We start from the raw sequence: 17,750 nt of genomic DNA, 5'->3' as shown, positions 1-17,750 counted from the left end.
AAACATTTTATAGCTCAAAAGCCCGATTTTTTCTCATAAATTCCCTAATCAGTCTGCCCTGAAATGACCGATACTCTATATACAGTCATGGAACGTCGGGCAAACATCAATATTGAGTCGTCCTTACTGGTAACCTTGGTTGCAAGTATGGGATTCTTAGTTAGTTTGGGAATCGCCCCAGTTAAGACGGGGGGCTTTTTAAGCGACGAACCCGTTTTAAGAGAACTCATCCCCGACCAATTTACTTGGGAACCAAGCTCGGAACAAATCCGAGATCTGCCAGAGAGAGAGGGAGAAACCGGACCTAGCCTGGTTTAATTTCTTGCTCCACTTCCCGGTCTGAAAATCCTATCAAGAAAGACCGGGAGTGTTCGATGTTCGGCAAAAGTTTAGATAATCTAAAACAAATGAACCAGATGCGGGTTCGTATGAAAAAATTGGAGAAGGAACTGGAGGCTTTAACCTTCGAGGGAAAATCCAAGAATGAATTGGTAGTCTGCATTACCGACGGTAAACAAACCGTACAAGAGATCCGTATCGAAGATTCTTTGCTTGCTAAGAATGATAAAAAACTACTTCAAAAAAGTATAAAGCAGGCTGTGAACCAATCCATGGAAGCTGCTCAGAAAGTAGCAGAAGAAAGAATGGGAGAATTCAAATCTCTTCTTTCCGGAATGCCTTAATTACGGGCCTTTATATTCGCTAAAAATTTTCTGTTTCGTCCGATTCCGAGAGAGTTTAAAGAACTCATGAGGGCAGATCGGACGAGAGTCGGAAGACTCCGGAAGAACAATCGCTTCTTCTCCACCTTCGTCATCATTTTCGGTAATTCCCAAAGATACGGATATATCTCCAGATCTTTTCATTTCAGTATTGATCTGTAGAGAATATAGATTTCCATCTAAATTCTTTTTTAGTAATACTAGCCTTCCGATAGCGTTTGAATTTGAACGATCCGCTTTTACGAATTGGATTTGCCCGGGATTTAGAGTTCCTATTGGAGTGATCTCCGGGATCCTGAGAGGATCATATAATTTTCTAAGAACATCTCCATCTGTTCCTGCTGCAGGAAATGGAAAAGATTGGATTGTTTTAGTGATATCTTGCAAAAATCCGGAAGCTCCGTTCGTATCTGTTCCGGATTGTGCAAACTCGGGAGAAACATCTCCCAAAGATTGCCATAAGAAAGCAGGATAAATTTTCATGAAGATAGCGGAGCCATCTGTTCCGAGCGCATCTTTTACTTCTTGAGAAGAATTTAGATAATTATCTGCGTTTGTTTTGAATAGATGGAATAATCCGGTTGCATCCGAAGCTCTATAACCTTTAGGGCCTTGGACTCCTGTTCTAAAGAATGAATTTCTAGAATCCGTATCATTTCCCGAGATCATATATAAGTATTTCATAAAGGAGTAGGCGAATGCATAGTCTACTAAAGAGTTAAATTTGGAACTTCCAAATACACTATTTCCATTTGCACCTCTCGAGCATGCGTTTGAATTTCTACCTCTATAACAATTGATCCGATTGATCTGTGGAGAATATCCTGCAATATCTGCCGCTATTTCGCTGGTCCCTTCATTGATCCAAGCTTCGTCTCTTCCTCCGCCTTGGCTCATAATCCTAGCTTCATACTGGAATCGGATCAAATGCTGATATTCGTGCGCGAGGGTCGCCAAGAATGTGTCTGGTTTTCCTTGGGCAAGGTCAGAGTTGCGGACCGTAACCAGTTCCACTCCATCCATATACACTATATTTGAATAATTGGAACGGACCGCATAGCTTGAACTATCCGGGAAATAATCCACAGGATCGAAAAATCCAGCCACAAAAGAAGAGCCTGTTGTACTTCCGTCATGAATATCGGAAACAACTACTGCAACTTTTCCGTCGCCATCCAGGTCATCAGAGAAGCCGAATGCTTCACCGAGTCTTGGATAAATTTTAGAATCGAATTCTTGAGAGATATATTGGTAATCTAAAGCGGATTCTAAACCACTAGTTGCGTAGATGTTTACATGGACTCCCGATGCTACCTTAGTTGTTTTTACACAGTTTGAACTGTTTTTTACAAGATTTCGGATCCAGAATGTATTATTGCCGCCGCAAGAACTAGATACTTTGGTTAATGAAAGTAGATCGTCTATACTAGGTTCTGATTTATCCTCTATGCCTAGCGCATCATTGTTGACCACGCAGTCAGAAAGTAGGAATATCAAACAAACCGAAAGTACGAATGTATATAAAGATCTGCCTACCGGCATAAAAAGGAACTTCCAAAAACCGTCTCCGGTTGAAACCTTCATGATCTTTCCTGACAAAAAGGAAACTAGCTTTACGCCTTGATCCTTTTTGTTAAGGTCAATAATTATTCAGGGTCGAATGGGAGCAAGGATCATTGGCTAAAAAGGTTCCGAAGTTTTGGAAATTTTTTTCCAAAAAATTTCAATATATCGTAATTATTTCGTTAGGATATAATTGCGGATTTCGTCCTTCTCCCTTACAAAAAGATCCGATCTCAGGCCCACAAATCCCCGCGTTTGATTCCATTCCGGATAGCGGAGAATATTTTTCCGAGATCAAAAAAATCCCAACCGGGTTTTATATCCGACAGGTTTATCTAAATCATTCCAACAAAAAAGAAATGTTGATCAGTCAACTAACAGTAAGTGAATCCAAGAATTGGGAAGAAACAAGATTTGAGGGAAAACTAAATTTAGACGAGTCCGGAAAATTTTTCAGATTTCGCCCAAAACTTTGTAGGATGTTCACAAGCAAAAACCCCGGAGATCGTTGGACTTTAACTAGAGCGTACGAATGTGATCATTTCGAATTTCTAATATGGAAATCTGGTCCGGAAGATATTCGTTTAACTCCAGGCCCGGAAGGAGAAGAAGAGGGAATTCTTCTGAAAAAACCCAAATCTTCCAGTATCTCTCAAATTTCCGCGATTATACTTAAAACGGATACTGCTATCACAAGTATTTGGGGGATCCGTCTTTCCAGGGTTAGAAAAGGTGCTAAGGCTATATTAGAAAAACAAGATGGAACTAAAACGGAATTGAATTCTCTAACAACTGTGGAGACTACAGGAGAGATCAAAACCGAAAAATCCAAGCATGCAAAGCCTGGAGATATGATTTTGTATACAAATCCTGGAGAAGCAAGACCTCTTGCTTTATAGTCCGCCCTGCGGGCTTCAGGAGGGCAGCGAATATAGTCCGTCTCAAAACTTAGGTTATCAACAAGAACCAAGTCTCGGGCTTCAGGAGCGAAGCGACTATCGATCAGTCTAAACCATTCTCCGAATTTAAGATCTTACGTAAACCAGGCATGATCTTTACATAGGGCTGGATCTTTCTAAAATCAGAAATTTCTTTTGCAGAGACATCCGATCCATCCAACTGTAAATGGATTAGGTTCGTAAGACCATATATAGGACTTAAATCCTTCACTAGGGTCTCACCCAGATATAATTCCATTAGTTTTGTACAATTTTCCAAAGGCCTTAGATCCGAAATCTTAGTACGTTTTAGTTGTAAATGTTTCACGCTACAGCCTGGTCCCAAAAATCCAAGATTGGAGATTTGAGAATCAGTCAGTTCAATTCTCGTAAGCCTATTCCAATATAGATAATTTTTCAGATCTTTGTCAGTGATCTCAGTTTGGTTCAGTAAAATACTGTCCAGTCTTGCAAAACGATTTAAGGGAGAAAGATCTCTTACAGAAGATCCAGATAGATGAATATATCTGAGTTTAGGAAGATCAGGTAGGCCTTCCAATGATTTTACATCTTTAGAATTTAGTTCTAGGATTTCTAAGCCGGAAAATGCGGATAGATCGCTCCAAGCAGGGTTGTCTTCGAATCCTAACCATCTTATTTCTTTAGGATATTTTCCTAGGACTTCACCTTCGGAATTTCGTACTGAGATAAGATGGTTCGATTGAGAACAGCCGAATAAAAAGTAGAGGACTAGGAAAGTTTTCCTCATAAGATCGAATCTATTTGGATTCAAGTAAGAAGAAAACTAAAAAATTCAAATTTGGAATTTCGAAAATACAAATCGATCTACATGTAGGAACTTCTACAGGCGTTTAAAAGCGGATTTATCGGGTTGACATATGCTTCCTTTTTGGAGCAGGATAAGATTCGAAGCCGATCCGAATGGAAGAAGATAAAAAATCCGCCTCTCGAAACACCAAACAAAAGGGCGAGATCTTAAGAGTCATCCGTGACGCAAAAGGTCCTCTTTCGGTAAAGGAAATCCACGATATCTCTAAAAAATCCATACAGAATATAGGGATCGCAACTGTTTATCGGTCTGTAAACCATTTGCTGGAATCAGGTTCGATCCATGAGATCCAATTACCTGGAGAATCTTCTCGTTTCGAGATCAGTCATTTGGATCATCACCATCATTTTCATTGTAAAGTTTGCGATCGTGTGTTTGATGTGGAGATCTGTCCTTTTCCCATGGAAAATTTGCCTAAGGGATTTACATTAGATTCTCATGAAATTATTTTATACGGCGTCTGTTCCGAATGTAATACCTCCTCCAAATGAATCAAAAAAAACTAAAATTTAAAATACTCTATTTAAGCATTCTATTTATCGCATTATTCTCTCTTATAGATCGGATCGTGCTAGATAATATACTTTTTGGATTTCCTAACGAACTAGAATGGGATACCTCTCCTTGGTTCAACTTCTTGGAAAAAAGAAGAAGGATCGAATTTACTGAAAACGAAAAAGGTGCACTGATTGTTGGAAGTAGCGTGGCTCTCTATTCTTCTCTTCCGGAAAGAATGAATGAAAAACTAAAAAGGGAGTCGATACGCACGGAATTTTATTCTCATCCTGCTTTGACACCTTCCGATTTTTATTTTTATAGGGAAGATATAGTCTCTAAAAAGCCTAAACTTGTATTTTTTGTTTTAAATCCTGCGGATCTTCAATTGGATTTTTTGATCTCGGAAAAAGAAAACGAAGCTAGACTCGCCCAATACAAACAGAATCTTCTTTATCAAGAAAAGTCCATCATTGACTTTCAGAATTTAGAATATTCCGAAAAAACCCTGGATGATGTTTCTGCAAAAACAAGACACCAAAACAGGATGATCTATCCGGCCCAATATCTAAGGGAAAAGTATCGGGATATTCTCAAAACTGGCAAGTCCACATTTCTATCTCTTCTTTCCAGGTCTCTTTTTTTGGTAGTACGATATCGTAGTTTTTTGTATGACCCGATGGATGCCTGGATAGAAAACCATCTCAGAAGTGGAAGATCCTACCATTATTATACAGGAATTATTCCGGAAGAAGGTATCTATCTAAGAGGGTGGGCCAAACCTGAATTCTCAATCGATTGTGAATTGAAAAACGGAGTTTTCGAAGAGAGTGTATTCTTCCAAGAGAAAGATACTACCCTCAAAATTTGGGGAGAAGGGAAACCGATCCTATTCGATAAAACTTTCTCTAAGTCAGGTTGGTATACGATCAAATTTACTGTTCCAGAAAAGTCCGATAGAACAAAACTTAGAATTGCATCCGATAAAAAGGTCTCTTCCTTACAAGTGGACGCCAGGATTTTCGGAACGGAAGAAGTTTATGGTATCAGACTTTCTCAAAACTTTTGTAGAAATGAGATCCGAAAACATATCTCTTATATTCGGATCCCAGGTTTAGATGATTCTAGACTTTCTAATATGGACGATGCTGTTTATTCCAAGGATTATACGGAAAGGATTTACGGATATAAGGGAGAAAGTTCCAAAATGTCCAGACTTGTTACTCTTAGAATGGCAAAGATCAAATTGGCTTCTTCTCCTAAGTTCTTTATTTGGTCAGAATTGGAATATTTGAAAAAAGCAATTGTGTATTTAGAATCGCAAGGTATCCAAGTGGTTCTTGTAAATTCTCCTGAAAATCCTATCGAAAGAGAAGTATATGAATCCAGCCCTTGGTACAAAGGGTATATTTCTTATTTGGAAAATTTAGGGAAAACAAAATATAAATTCAAAAACGCAATTTCTGATTTTGAGGATAAAAGATCTTTTTTAGATCCTCATCATTTGACCTACCAGGCTTCTGAAAAATCTTCCGATCTATACGCAAATTGGATTTTGGAAACATTAGCAGAAAAGTAAAATGTCCGGATTCTTATCTAAATTTTTACCAAACGAGAAGTTCAAGGCACAATCAATTAGTGTTTTAGGAAATTTTAAACTAGTTACTATTCTTTTTATCGTACTTTATTCCTTTTCCTCATTTTGTGTATGGAAGAAATATTCTTGGAGCCCTAGCTCTCAGGTAAATTTCGGAAAAGAATTTGCAGACCAAAACAAAGAACAAACTCCTCCGGGTGCCATCGTATTCTTAGGAGAGGAGGGGAATCTGGGTGCCGGTTATGACGGGCAGATCTTTTATTATTATTCCAGGATGTTGTCCGGTTTTAGTTTAGATTGGCCTAATGGTTTCGAGACCAGTTTTAGGGCGCCTAGGATTGGATATCCACTTTTAGTTTCCCCGTTTGGTTGGTTCGGGATGAATGCGACCATCTTTGGAATGTACATTCTGAATTTAGGGATCTTCTACCTATCTTATCTTGCTATCCGGGACTTATTGCCTGACTCTAAAAAATATCTAAGTGCATTCTATCTAGTATCCCCGTTTGCCTTGGGAAGTTTTATCTTGCTTGTTTCAGACACAGTGATGATGGGACTAAGCGTACTCGCATACTGGTCTTTTATCAGAAATAGATTTATAACCTTCTCCTTTCTTGCCGGTCTTGCTATACTTACAAAAGAACAGTCAGTATTTTTGTTTTTCCCATTGGGACTAATTACACTGATCGAAAAGGATTTCAAAAAAAGCCTCTGGGTGGCTTCTTCTTTGATCCTACCTACAGCCTGGAGTGTCTATCTTAGGACCCAATTCCCGGAATGGACCCCGGGAAGTCTAGGCCATTTCTTTGATCCATTTGGGGGACTTTTAGGGTATTTCGGGGAACTCCAACAGGCCTTAGTTTCAGGAGATAGAAATCTTATCCTTCTGATCAAAAAATTCTCCAGGTTCCCTTTGGTACTTCTTCTATTATCCGGGACGTATCTGCTATTTAGGGGAGATTGGAAGAAGGGCCTGGCATTTAGGTTAGGTTTTGGAATTCTTTTATTAACCGCCTATGCGGGAGGTTATGTTCTATATTGGGCGACTTACGAGAATGTTTCCAGAATGTTTACATTCAGCCTTCCTTTATTAATTTTTTGGGAAAAAGAAGATAATACCCTTCCGAGTGGGACCTATTGGGCCCTTACAAGCATCATTCTAGTTTCGTTTTTAATAAAATTGGCATTCGTTTCCAAACCTTTACGTCACTTGGTCTGGTAACGGCTCCTGTCTCCATATCCCGGTTTTTTTGCAAACAAGTCTGTAAAAATTTTCTTAGGCTTGATTCTTCTTATAAAAGAATTAGAATGGTCTTATTGTAGGTCCGCTGTTCAGAAATCCGCACGTGTCATTGTAATCAGATCGGTGAAATCCGAGCTTTGCTTCTCTTAGAAACCCTGCTATCCGCGATTTTACCATCATTCAAATCAATCCCGCTGTTCTTAAAGAGTGTTATGGTCTTATGGAAGGCGAATTGGTCTCCGTTTGCGAGTCGGAAGCTGCCTAAATTTTTTGTTCGAGGAAAGCATGCAGAATCGCAAACTCTTTGTAGGAAATCTTAATTACTCCGTTCGCCAGCAGGAAATCAGTGACCTGTTCTCCAACTACGGCGAAGTAGCTTACGCTAAAGTAATTGAAGGTAAAGGATTCGGATTCGTGGAAATGGCTAGCGAGGAGCAAGCCGAAAACGCGAAGAACAGTCTAAACGGAACCGAGTTCAAAGGTAGAACTTTGAATATCGATATCGCAAAACCTCAGACTTTCAACAAACCAAGAAGACATTAAGATCTTTCTCGGGGAAGGAGACTTCCCCGAGTTTCTCCTACTTCTTTTCTCCATATTCCAAAAGAGAAGAATATGGATCTCCTTCCAGACCTAAAAGTTCAGCAAACGCCGCTTCGGTGTTTTTCCCTTCTTTCTTTTTCTCCAAGATAGACAGCCTAAAAGTTTCACCTTTATCTTTCAGGATTTTCTCCTCTATAATCATATGCTGATAAGCGATTTGTTTCTGGGGGGAAATATTTTGGGTCACGATCTCGACCTTTTCAGATCCTAAGCGGAATCTACAAATGATAGAAGATACATTACCTAAAATCTTTTCGGAGAGCTGAAAACCAGGATAAGAAGAAAATGATTCTAGGACTTTTAGAATAGAAGGTCTTAATTCGCAGATAATATCAATGTCAGATTGGGGAAGGTCCACTCCGATTGGAATGGAACCTACGAATTCAGGAGAGAATTCGGAAAGTGTTTCGAGAACTTTATGATCTTTTAGAAGTGAAGTACAATCCGAAAATCGGTTTGTCATTCAGGGAAAGTAGGCGATTAAACGCCTACTTCTTCCTCTTCATCCTCGTTCTCTTCTTCTACGTTTAGAAGTTCCACGAGCTCTTTATAGGCTCTTTCTTTTTCTACAACGCCTGTTTTCTTAATCGCTTTTTTAAGAACATCATCCCATTTTTTCTGGGGAAGGATCACTTGCATCTCTTCCAAAACTTCCAGAATATTGATATCGTCTTTGGTATTAAAGATCTCTGTTGCGTCGTAACGGAATAGCCCGGAAAGCTGATCGATAAAATCGCCGACTCCGTTTCCGCCTCCGCGTTTATCTAGGGCTTCTTGTTTTTTTTGCGCTTTGCGGAGATCTCTTTCTCGTCTCTCCAATTCGGTCCGTTTCATAAGAACCCTCTCTTATCGGCTATACCTGCCATATTTTCGAAACCAGCTCACGGGCAAAGAAAAAACCCTAAAGAATCCTGGCAGAAAATCTTATTCAAGCTGCCGATCTGGCGTAAGTTTAGGTTTGATTTGAAAAAACTCCCTTTTTAAGAAGGGGAAATTCTATAGAATCAGTCCAAACTCCTATTCCTATAGAATTAGACCGGGACTAAATGGAAATTCTTTCCTTATTGACCTTGGTTTTGGGCCTTTTTTGTACGAACGTTTGTGAAAAAAGAAGAAGAGGACCCCTTTTAGCGAGGGCCCATTGAGGACTTGGGGATCCTATATTCTTTTTGGACCCTTTGGTTAGCGGCGCTCAGGCTTTCTTTATCCAAAACAACATCAGTTCCATCATCTAATAAAATCGTAATATATCTAGACTTGGATGATTTTACTTCATTAGAAATATCTTGGATTGATTGAACTGGTTTACCGTTTACTTGATCTACTAGTCTTCCTGAAACTTCATGATAACCCTGATTGGATTCGTCAGGAATAACCTGGGAGAGTAATACGAATTTACCTTCTTTTTTGTCACCTGTGCTGAACTTATGATAATCGAATGTGTATAGAAGTTTGCGATCTACCTTAGATCTCCAATCTTTTCCCCATTCGAGTAAGTAACCTTCAGAAAGTTCTACGAATAGGAAACCACCATCAAAATAGTATTCCGATTTAGATCCAAGATTTCTATGAGGGATCCGAATAGAAGAATAAGGAAAAGGTTTTAAGGTGAGTTGGACTTCTTCCTCTTTGCCGGATCTGATAATTTTGATCGGGATTTGTTTTCCGATCTGGTAGCCGAATTCGTCTCCTATATGAGCAATATAAGAAAGAACCTGTTTGCCGTATTTTGAATGATGAAAATATCCTTTCGAGTCTATCTTCTTGCCGCCAAACTCCAGGATCACATCACCTATTTTTAATATCCCATCTGCAGAACTATCAGGTAATATCTCGGCTACTAATATTCCTTGGTCTTTTGTTTTAAGGGAATAAAAGTCTTTGGTGGCCTTGTCCATGATTGGCCTATAACGGAAACCTTTAAAAGGGATCTCAGTTTTGCCGAAATCTCCTAAGAATTTACTGATCAAAAAGGAAGGAATCGCTCTACCTGAGTTTTTATCTCCGGAGAAGTCGAAAAGTATCCCGCTTACTTTTCCTTTTTCTAATAGAACTTCTCCGTTTCCATTTAATGTTTCAGTAGAGTTCACATCCAATACAGGGAGTTCCACCATTCCTTGCGGATATTGGTCCAGGTCCATACTGATTAGAGCACCTGAAGCGGATTGGATAGAACCTGAGTTGTCCAATTGGTAAATGGAAACTTGTCTTGGATAATCTATCTCTTTTTGGAATTCAAAAGGGATCAGATCTTTGAAGAAGTTTTCTTCTTCTATTTTTAAAAGTGCTAGATCGGATTCGGAATCTTGTCTTGCTACCGTCGCTTTTGTCTCCGCATAAGAAGAATGTTTTTTAACTTCTATCAATGTAGAGTGGGCGAGTAAATGCGCTGGGAGTAAGATCTTTTCTCCAGGGACTACGATCCCCACACCTCTTCTTACCTTTGGGTTTTTCTTTTTCCAAGGGTTAAAATAATCAGGTTCTTGGTAGGAGATCTTTACTTGGACAATACTCTTTTTGTATTCTTCTTCCGCTTTTGCCTGGGATGCGATCCCATTTGCAGTAGTTACAGGCTTAGAGGACGGTTTTGGCTTTTTAGCGGATAATCCTGAGCTGAAAACACAAATGCTGATAATGACTAGAAAGATCTTGGATTTCACGTATTACTCCAAACCGTAGGTACTTTTGATCTGGGAATCCGCTTTTTGGGCTTCTTCTCTATCCAAGATCAACGGAAGATCTATATTCAAAAATTTTAATTTTAAAAATTTAGACTTGGATTCCCCGATAATTCTTTTCAGGTCAGTGAGGCTATTGATCGCTTCTCCGTTAACAGATTCCAAAACCAGATTCAAAAAATAATCGGAAGAAGAATTTACCGGGTGCGCTAATTTTCTGTATAGGACCACATCTGCTTTTTTGGTCCTACCGATCCCATCTTCTATAAAATAATCGTATCTATATAAGAACTGACTGCCGCCGGAAGTGCTTCCACTTCTACTCCAAGCGCCTAAAAGATCTCTGGTCATCTCTTGGAATAATAATCCGCCGATCATAGAATAATCGAAAGGATTATCGTACCTGTTTCTCATAAAATCGAAATCAGGCATTCTTTTGGCTTTGAACTCTATATCGATCAATTTGCCGTTACGGAATACCTTGAATCGGATCGGTTCTCCTGAATATTTATCATCGACTGTTTCTGTAAAATCTACTCGGGCATCCTTATCGAGAGTAATTGTGCCGTTCCTTCCGATTGAGAGACCATCTATCTCCGTAAGATAATCCCCCTCTTTCAGATATCCATCTGCAGAACCGTTCGGAAGAATTCTGGTTACAAATACACCTTCTAAACCTTCCGGGATACCTTTTGCTTTTCTGAGCGAAGTATTAAAAGAATTGAATGTTCCGATACCAAGTTCCACATACCCGTCATATTTTCCGTCTTCTATGTCTTTTAGAAAATGACGAATCACTTTAGTAGGGATTAGGTAACCGATATTCTCACCTTTGGTAGCGACTTGGAAAGCGACTCCTACTACCTTATTGTTCTGGATGGCAGGTCCACCTGAATTTCCTGGGTTGATCGCAGCGTCCACTTGCAAAACTAAGTGGCTATCTACAGAAGAATGTTCGTATTTGGATTGTTCTTTTCTGGAAACGATCCCTCTAGTTACGGAGACCTTGTTTCCCCCGATCGGATATCCTACTACGATAAGAGAAGAATTCAATTCGGGAATTTCTCCCAAACTTAGATCTGTAGAATCCTTATAAAATTCAGGATCTTCTGCTTCGAGGACTGCTAGGTCGCAGTCATGGGCCACATGTAGGATCTTGACCCTGTACCATTCTGTCTGGTTATACCTCTGCACCTGAACGTATTTTGCGTTCGAGATTACATGAGCATTTGTTAATATTCTTTTGTTCCCGATTAGAAACCCTGTTCCTGAACTTGCACGGACCCCGTCGGTTGCCCAAGGAGTGAATGCACTGAATGCTTGGGAATATACTTTGATCTGCACGACTGCTTTTCGCACATGATCGAAATCGCTTCTTTCTTCCGAGAAGAGAGGAAAATGAAGGGAGAAGAATACTAGTACGATCAGACCAAATTTCAGGATCCGCATGAGATTCTTAATGTCCTTCGAATTCACAGATAGAGAATACGTTTACACCTAAATCTTTATTTAATTTTGTAGCCCCGCCTAGATCAGGAAGATCAATAATGACTCCGACTTCAGGAACTTCTGCGCCTAATTTTTGTAATAACTGTACTGCGGCGATCATTGTTCCACCAGTTGCGATCAGGTCGTCCATAAGTAGAATTCTATCTCCAGGAACCACGGAATCCTTATGGATCTCGATCACATCTTTTCCATATTCTAGATCATATTCTTGGGAAACTGTTTCGGAAGGAAGTTTTCCTTTTTTACGGATCGGTATGAAACCTACTCCTAGTTGGAATGCAAGAGGTGCACCAATGATAAAACCTCTGGCTTCGATTCCGGCTACTTTAGTGATTCCTTTTCCTGTGTACCGGTCTACGAAAGTACCTATTGTAAGAGCTAAACCTTCCGGATCTAATAATAGGGAAGTGATGTCTCTGAATAGGATTCCTTTGCGGGGATAATCCGGGATCGTGCGAATTTTGCTTTTAACTATGGACATGGGCTCGAAGTCCAATTCCATTTTCCGGAAAGGAACTAACAATTCTTTTTTCAAGGGGTAATAAGAGCGGCCTCCGGAAAAGAAGGCCGCGAATTTAGGTTAGTATGCTTTTGCTCTAAGAGCGGCAATTCTTTCTTCTAGAGGAGGGTGGGTTGCAAATAAGGATGCAAGTCCTCCGGCTCTATTGGAAATTTTCAAAGCGGCGATGGTTTCTCCTCTTTGATCGATTGGATCTCTACTAAAAGCTACTTTTAATCTTTCTAAAGCAGCGATCATACTAGATCTTCCGGCTAATTTTGCTCCGCCTGCATCGGCACGATACTCTCTGGCTCTGGATACGTAAGCCACAACTATGGAGCCTAAAAGTCCGAAGACTACCATCAGAAGTTGTCTGATCATGAACTCCATAAAGAATCCACCACTGGATCCTCTATCATCGTTACGATTCAATTGAGAAACGATAACCTTACTTACGATCCAAGAGAAGAAGATCACGAACGAGTTGATCACTCCCTGAACTAGAGTCATGGTTACCATGTCTCCATTGGCTACGTGAGAAAGTTCGTGTCCCAACACCCCATCCAATTCTTCGCTATCCATTCCGTTCAAAAGCCCGGTGGAAACGGCGACTAATGCGCTACTTCTACTAGGACCCGTAGCAAATGCGTTGATCTCAGGAGATTCGTAATATCCAACTTCCGGCATAGGAAGTCCTGCAGCTGAAGCCAGCCTTTGCACTCTAGTTAAAAGATCTCTTTGCCATCCGGATGCGTTTCTAGGATCGATAACTTGGACTCCCATGGAGGCCTTTACCATAAACTTGGAAAGCAGCAAAGAAATGAATGCACCTCCCATACCCCAGATCGCAGCGAATAGAAGGGTAGTAGCGTAAGGTACTCCGGACTTGGCTAAATATACGTCCAGTCCAGTAAGTCTTAAAATCAATCCGATCGTGAAAATTACCGCGATATTGGTAAGCGCGAATAATCCAAATCTACGAAAAAGCGCCATAGGCGAACAGTTCTCCTTTTTAGAAGTTTTTTAGGCCTCGGTAACTCCGTGCCCGCCGGTCTTCTAAATTCCGGTGATTATTAGACCGCTCTTGGTTCCTTCTTCAAGAAAGAAGCGAGAAGAAAAAGTCCCGCAAGTAATAAATATGCCCAGACAAATGGACCCAGGTTTAGCTGAAAAGAGTTCAAAATTGCGTTTCCAGCCAAGGAATAAGAATGTATAAATCCTGTTCCGGCAAGAAAAGCACCTATCAAACTGGCAATGATTGCCTTCTTAAAATCTCTATCGATCACGAAAGTTGCGATCGCTGCCCAAACCATGGAAGAAAGTAAAAATCCTTGGGATAAACTCAAAAGTCCACCGAGCGAATACGGAAAAATCGGCTGATCTAGTGGTACTGTAGAAAGCCAGATATTTTGGGTTTTGGATGCTGCCTCTGTTCCTTCTATCGCTTTTGCAAGAATTGGTGCCGCGTAATTGAATGCACTTTGGATCATCAAAACTCCCCAACCCGCAAGAGCAGGAAGAAGCCCAAGTACTACTGCAGGTGCATGTCTAGTAGGGGTAGCTTCAAATGCTTGTGCACCGATCACGATACCGATCCAAAGCACAATTGCCATTCCTGCCTCTACCGGAATGAGAGCACATACAAAACTGACTAGTCCAAAGAACGCAATCAAAGTCATAAAAATTCCGTTCAAACTGGAATAACCAGATCTAGCTCCGAGCGCTTTCCAACCTGGATGACCAATATAAATTGTAGTAGGGAAAGGAGATCCGAATAAGGAACCAACGATTGTCCCAACACCATTCATCATGAGGGAATTCCTGGTATTGTATTTATCTCCTGCTGCTTCTGCAGATTCAATATTCTGCAAGGAACCGATTACGTTAAAAATTCCCATCGGTAAGATTACAGATAAATATTCTCTGATACCGATCTGGCTCCAAGCTTCGAATAGATCTCCACCACTCCATACAGGAAGATTAAATCCAAAATCGATAGAGGAGTGTAATGCGGCCCCATCCATCATTTGTTTTCCGGTAAAATGGGGAAGATACCAAGCGAGTAGGGTACCTACGATTACTGAGATCAGTCCACCTGGGATCTTAAATGGAAATACTACTCTTCCGAAATATTGCAAAAGTATAATTCCGAATGGAACGAATGCAACAAGTGGATTTAAGAATGTACGGACCAAAAAGTCCATAGAGATAAATGTAAGTGCGATCCCTGCGAGCGCGGAAAGAAGTGCTGCTCTAGGAGTAGCCTTGCGGATCTTCTCCGCTACAAATGCTCCAAAAAATTCGATTAAACCGGATACGAAACTTGCAAGAAGTCCGATAGACCAAGCTGCTTTATAGCTGTTCGTTTTTTGATAAACCGGGAACATTACAAAGAAGACGAATGCGAATAAGGAAACAGTATTGATCCCGTAAGGTAATGCAGTTACATCACTTCTATTTTCGGAAATTGCAAGTTGCCTTGCTTGCCAAGCGTAGAAAAGATTTCCGACGAGTAGTGAGATTGCAGCTCCTGGAATTACAACTCTGAATACAAAATCCTGGGGCATTCCACAGAAGCCGATACATAAAGCTACCAGAACCAAAATTTGGATCAGGTTATCGATCATCAGTCCGAAGAATCCATCCAGATCTCCGGCAACAAACCATTTGTATTTGCTCATTTCTTTGTTTTACTCCCGAAGTCTACTTGGATTACATTATCTTTTCGTTTTGAAGATTTTGATTCCGGATCGGAAACTTCTTCTTTGGTTTCTGCCGAAGCTGTTTCTTCTTTTTTAGGAGGAACATCCGGCTTACCTAAATATATTCTCATTTGAGTGACTGTTTGTTGGGACTTGTCGAAATATCTGAAAATTCCGTCCCAGGGTAGAAAGACTTGTTCCCAGGTATAACCGAACTGTAATTCAGCGTACACCCATTCTTCTTCTATTTTGATATCTCTTGCAGCGCGGGGTCCTATGACTAGGATGATACCTGATTCGGGCTCTTCTCCCACGAGTCCTCTTTTTCCAATTTTGAGATCTGGATGAGGCATTACGTGTACGTAGAAGGTACCGAACCTTTCCCAGTACACTGAAAAGAGTTGTTTTTTGAATTCTCGAAGTGTCTGTATGTCTTCTAAATTCGGACTATCCATCATTTTTCAACTTACGCGAGGATTCCTCGCTGATATATTCTTTATGAATTTTATACTCAGGCACTAGAGTTTTAAAAGAAGAGAATATCTCTTCTTCTCGATCCGATTTTGCTGCTTCTAATAAAGAGTTAAATCTGGCCTGGAAGCTGCTAGGATCTCCTTCCTCTAAGGGGGCTGCAATCCTGATTTTAGGATGGTGTGTTTTTTTGATCCCTTCTAGATCTAACAGTAGTTCTTCGAATAGTTTTTCTCCAGGTCTTAAACCTGTGAACACGATCGGTATATCCGTATAAGGTCGAAAACCTGAAAGCCGGATCATATCTTCCGCAAGATTTAGGATGCGGATCGGTTCTCCCATATCTAGGAGAAAAATTTCTTCCTTCTCCCCCATGGCTGCCGCTTGCAAAACCAATTGTGTAGCTTCCGGGATCGTCATAAAATAACGGATAATATCCGGATGGGTCACAGTCACAGGACCACCATTACTGATCTGTTCTCTAAATCTAGGAATGACCGAACCGCTGGAACCTAACACGTTACCGAATCTTACTGTAATAAATTTTGTCTTGGTGCCTTGGGAGATCGCCTGCAGATATAACTCCGCAACTCTTTTGGAAGCACCCATTATGTTTACTGGATTGACTGCCTTGTCAGTGGAAATTAAAACAAAACGTTCGGTCCCATAAATTCTAGAAATATCCGCTAAGTTCTTAGTTCCTAGTACATTATTTAAAACTGCTTCGGATGGATTGATCTCCATCATGGGTACATGTTTGTAGGCGGCGGAGTGAAATACAACTTGGGGACGATCCGATTCAAAAACAGAACCGATCCTCAAAGGATTTTTAATATCTGCGATTACTGCCCTGAATTGTATACCACTGTCTTTAAAAACTTTTCTGAGTTCGTAATCTATCTCGTAGAGAGGAGTTTCCGCGGAATCAAGCAGGATCATTTTTGCAGGATGGAATACTGCGACCTGTCTACATAATTCGCTTCCGATTGAGCCGCCAGCACCTGTGATGAGTACAGTTTTACCTGCGATATAAGAACGAATGGATTCTATTTCTAGATCTACGACGGGACGTCCTAATACGTCTTCTACTCGGATCTCTCTTAATTGTTGTACTTTTGGCGGATCGAAAAATAGAGAACCCAAAGAAGGTAGGATCTTAAAATCTACATTCTCAGATTCGAAACTTTTTATCAGTTTACCTATTTGTTTTCCGTCCGGATTGCTGAATGCGATCAGCACCTTTTTTATTTCAAGAGAACGGATCAGAGATTCAGCTTGGTCAATTTTTCCTATAACCGGCACACCTTGGATATGGGCTCCGATCTTGGATTCGTCGTCATCCAAAAGACCCAAGGGAAGAAGGTTCAGATCATTATGCCTTCTTAACTCCGTGAGAAGTGTGGCTCCTGTTTTTCCAGCGCCTAAGATGAGTGTAGGAATTCCATCCCCTTGTTTTTTGCGTAGAATGTACTGATCTCTTACTAGCCTCCAGGAAAGGCTTCGAATACACAAAAATCCTAAAAGAAGAAGTGTGTCTATTACGGGGATCATTCTGGAAAGATGCTCGAATCCGTTGTAAAATAAGAGTGCGGTATTCGAGATCAATGAAGACAGAATGGTGGTCTTGATAATTTCCACTAGGTCGTGGATGGAAGCATAAGCCCAAATCGATCTATAAATATTCGAAAATAGAAATACTAGAGAACGACAAACTACTACGATCAGGAGGGGAATAAAAAAGTCGTTAGGCTCCTGTAGAAATACAGTGGATTCAAAACGGATCAGGTGGGCTAGGAAATAGGAGAGGATCATGAAGCTTAAATCCACAGGGAAGAGAAGGCTTCGACGATTCCATTGTCCCATTAAGTAAAAAAAATGTC

Annotated in this window: 18 protein-coding genes; 7 read left to right on the top strand and 11 right to left on the bottom strand. The window is 40.4% G+C overall.

The features are described from left to right. Window positions 1-87: 87 nt before the first annotated feature. Window positions 88-318: a hypothetical protein gene (locus EHO65_RS07730; protein ID WP_135773552.1), complete on the top strand. Its 231-nt coding sequence runs from the start codon at window positions 88-90 to the stop codon at window positions 316-318. 56 nt (window positions 319-374) lie between these two features. Next, a complete protein-coding gene (locus EHO65_RS07725; protein ID WP_100723727.1) occupies window positions 375-683 on the top strand; it encodes a YbaB/EbfC family nucleoid-associated protein in 309 nt (102 codons plus the stop codon). Here EHO65_RS07725 and EHO65_RS07720 read toward each other — a convergent pair whose 3' ends face one another. Next, on the bottom strand, window positions 684-2,306 hold the full coding sequence (locus EHO65_RS07720) for a peptidase M30 (protein WP_135773551.1): 1,623 nt from the start codon (window positions 2,304-2,306) through the stop codon (window positions 684-686). A gap of 92 nt (window positions 2,307-2,398) precedes the next feature. On the opposite strand from EHO65_RS07720, the gene EHO65_RS07715 reads away from it, so the two are divergent. Then, window positions 2,399-3,184 (top strand): hypothetical protein, encoded by a 786-nt coding sequence (locus tag EHO65_RS07715; RefSeq protein ID WP_135773550.1) that lies wholly within the window; start codon window positions 2,399-2,401, stop codon window positions 3,182-3,184. A gap of 103 nt (window positions 3,185-3,287) precedes the next feature. Here the strand turns inward: EHO65_RS07715 and EHO65_RS07710 are convergent, their stop codons facing one another. Further along, window positions 3,288-3,992, bottom strand: a complete 705-nt coding sequence (locus EHO65_RS07710) for a leucine-rich repeat domain-containing protein (protein WP_135773549.1) — start codon at window positions 3,990-3,992, stop codon at window positions 3,288-3,290. Between the two features lie 173 nt (window positions 3,993-4,165). Between EHO65_RS07710 and EHO65_RS07705 the strand changes: the two genes are divergently transcribed. From EHO65_RS07705 to EHO65_RS07690, 4 genes are all read left to right on the top strand, one after another. Further along, window positions 4,166-4,564 (top strand): Fur family transcriptional regulator, encoded by a 399-nt coding sequence (locus tag EHO65_RS07705; protein WP_135626782.1) that lies wholly within the window; start codon window positions 4,166-4,168, stop codon window positions 4,562-4,564. Then, on the top strand, window positions 4,561-6,147 hold the full coding sequence (locus EHO65_RS07700) for a hypothetical protein (RefSeq protein ID WP_135773548.1): 1,587 nt from the start codon (window positions 4,561-4,563) through the stop codon (window positions 6,145-6,147). Before EHO65_RS07705 ends, EHO65_RS07700 begins: the two co-directional genes overlap by 4 nt. Before the next feature lies 1 nt (window position 6,148). Next, window positions 6,149-7,387 (top strand): AZOBR_p60025 family cell surface glycopolymer formation protein, encoded by a 1,239-nt coding sequence (locus EHO65_RS07695; protein ID WP_135773547.1) that lies wholly within the window; start codon window positions 6,149-6,151, stop codon window positions 7,385-7,387. A 306-nt stretch (window positions 7,388-7,693) separates the two neighbouring features. Next, window positions 7,694-7,951, top strand: coding sequence for an RNA recognition motif domain-containing protein (locus tag EHO65_RS07690; protein WP_008589002.1), 258 nt, complete (start codon window positions 7,694-7,696; stop codon window positions 7,949-7,951). Between the two features lie 37 nt (window positions 7,952-7,988). Here EHO65_RS07690 and EHO65_RS07685 read toward each other — a convergent pair whose 3' ends face one another. From EHO65_RS07685 to EHO65_RS07640, 9 genes are all read right to left on the bottom strand, one after another. Beyond that, complete coding sequence (locus EHO65_RS07685; RefSeq protein WP_135773546.1) at window positions 7,989-8,474, bottom strand: DUF4269 domain-containing protein; 486 nt, start codon at window positions 8,472-8,474, stop codon at window positions 7,989-7,991. Between the two features lie 17 nt (window positions 8,475-8,491). Further along, entirely contained in the window at window positions 8,492-8,845 is a 354-nt protein-coding gene (locus EHO65_RS07680) for an LB_289 family protein (protein WP_135773545.1), read from the bottom strand. 293 nt (window positions 8,846-9,138) lie between these two features. Beyond that, window positions 9,139-10,671: a S1C family serine protease gene (locus EHO65_RS07670; RefSeq protein WP_135773544.1), complete on the bottom strand. Its 1,533-nt coding sequence runs from the start codon at window positions 10,669-10,671 to the stop codon at window positions 9,139-9,141. Between the two features lie 3 nt (window positions 10,672-10,674). Beyond that, window positions 10,675-12,138, bottom strand: a complete 1,464-nt coding sequence (locus EHO65_RS07665) for a S1C family serine protease (protein WP_135773543.1) — start codon at window positions 12,136-12,138, stop codon at window positions 10,675-10,677. Between the two features lie 7 nt (window positions 12,139-12,145). After that, entirely contained in the window at window positions 12,146-12,679 is a 534-nt protein-coding gene (locus EHO65_RS07660; RefSeq protein WP_100769067.1) for an adenine phosphoribosyltransferase, read from the bottom strand. A 99-nt stretch (window positions 12,680-12,778) separates the two neighbouring features. Then, on the bottom strand, window positions 12,779-13,690 hold the full coding sequence (gene htpX, locus EHO65_RS07655) for a protease HtpX (RefSeq protein ID WP_135773542.1): 912 nt from the start codon (window positions 13,688-13,690) through the stop codon (window positions 12,779-12,781). An 80-nt stretch (window positions 13,691-13,770) separates the two neighbouring features. Beyond that, the gene (locus tag EHO65_RS07650; RefSeq protein WP_135773541.1) at window positions 13,771-15,378 is read right to left on the bottom strand and encodes an NCS2 family permease; all 1,608 of its coding nucleotides are present in this window, start codon (window positions 15,376-15,378) and stop codon (window positions 13,771-13,773) included. Beyond that, entirely contained in the window at window positions 15,375-15,854 is a 480-nt protein-coding gene (locus EHO65_RS07645; RefSeq protein ID WP_135773759.1) for a ClpXP protease specificity-enhancing factor SspB, read from the bottom strand. Before EHO65_RS07645 ends, EHO65_RS07650 begins: the two co-directional genes overlap by 4 nt. Then, on the bottom strand, window positions 15,847-17,733 hold the full coding sequence (locus EHO65_RS07640; RefSeq protein WP_135773540.1) for a polysaccharide biosynthesis protein: 1,887 nt from the start codon (window positions 17,731-17,733) through the stop codon (window positions 15,847-15,849). Before EHO65_RS07640 ends, EHO65_RS07645 begins: the two co-directional genes overlap by 8 nt. Window positions 17,734-17,750: the final 17 nt, after the last annotated feature.

This window comes from Leptospira andrefontaineae (assembly GCF_004770105.1).
GTDB lineage: Bacteria > Spirochaetota > Leptospiria > Leptospirales > Leptospiraceae > Leptospira_B > Leptospira_B andrefontaineae.
Note: the sequence above shows the minus strand (reverse complement) of the source record. Positions and strands in the feature narration are given on the sequence as shown.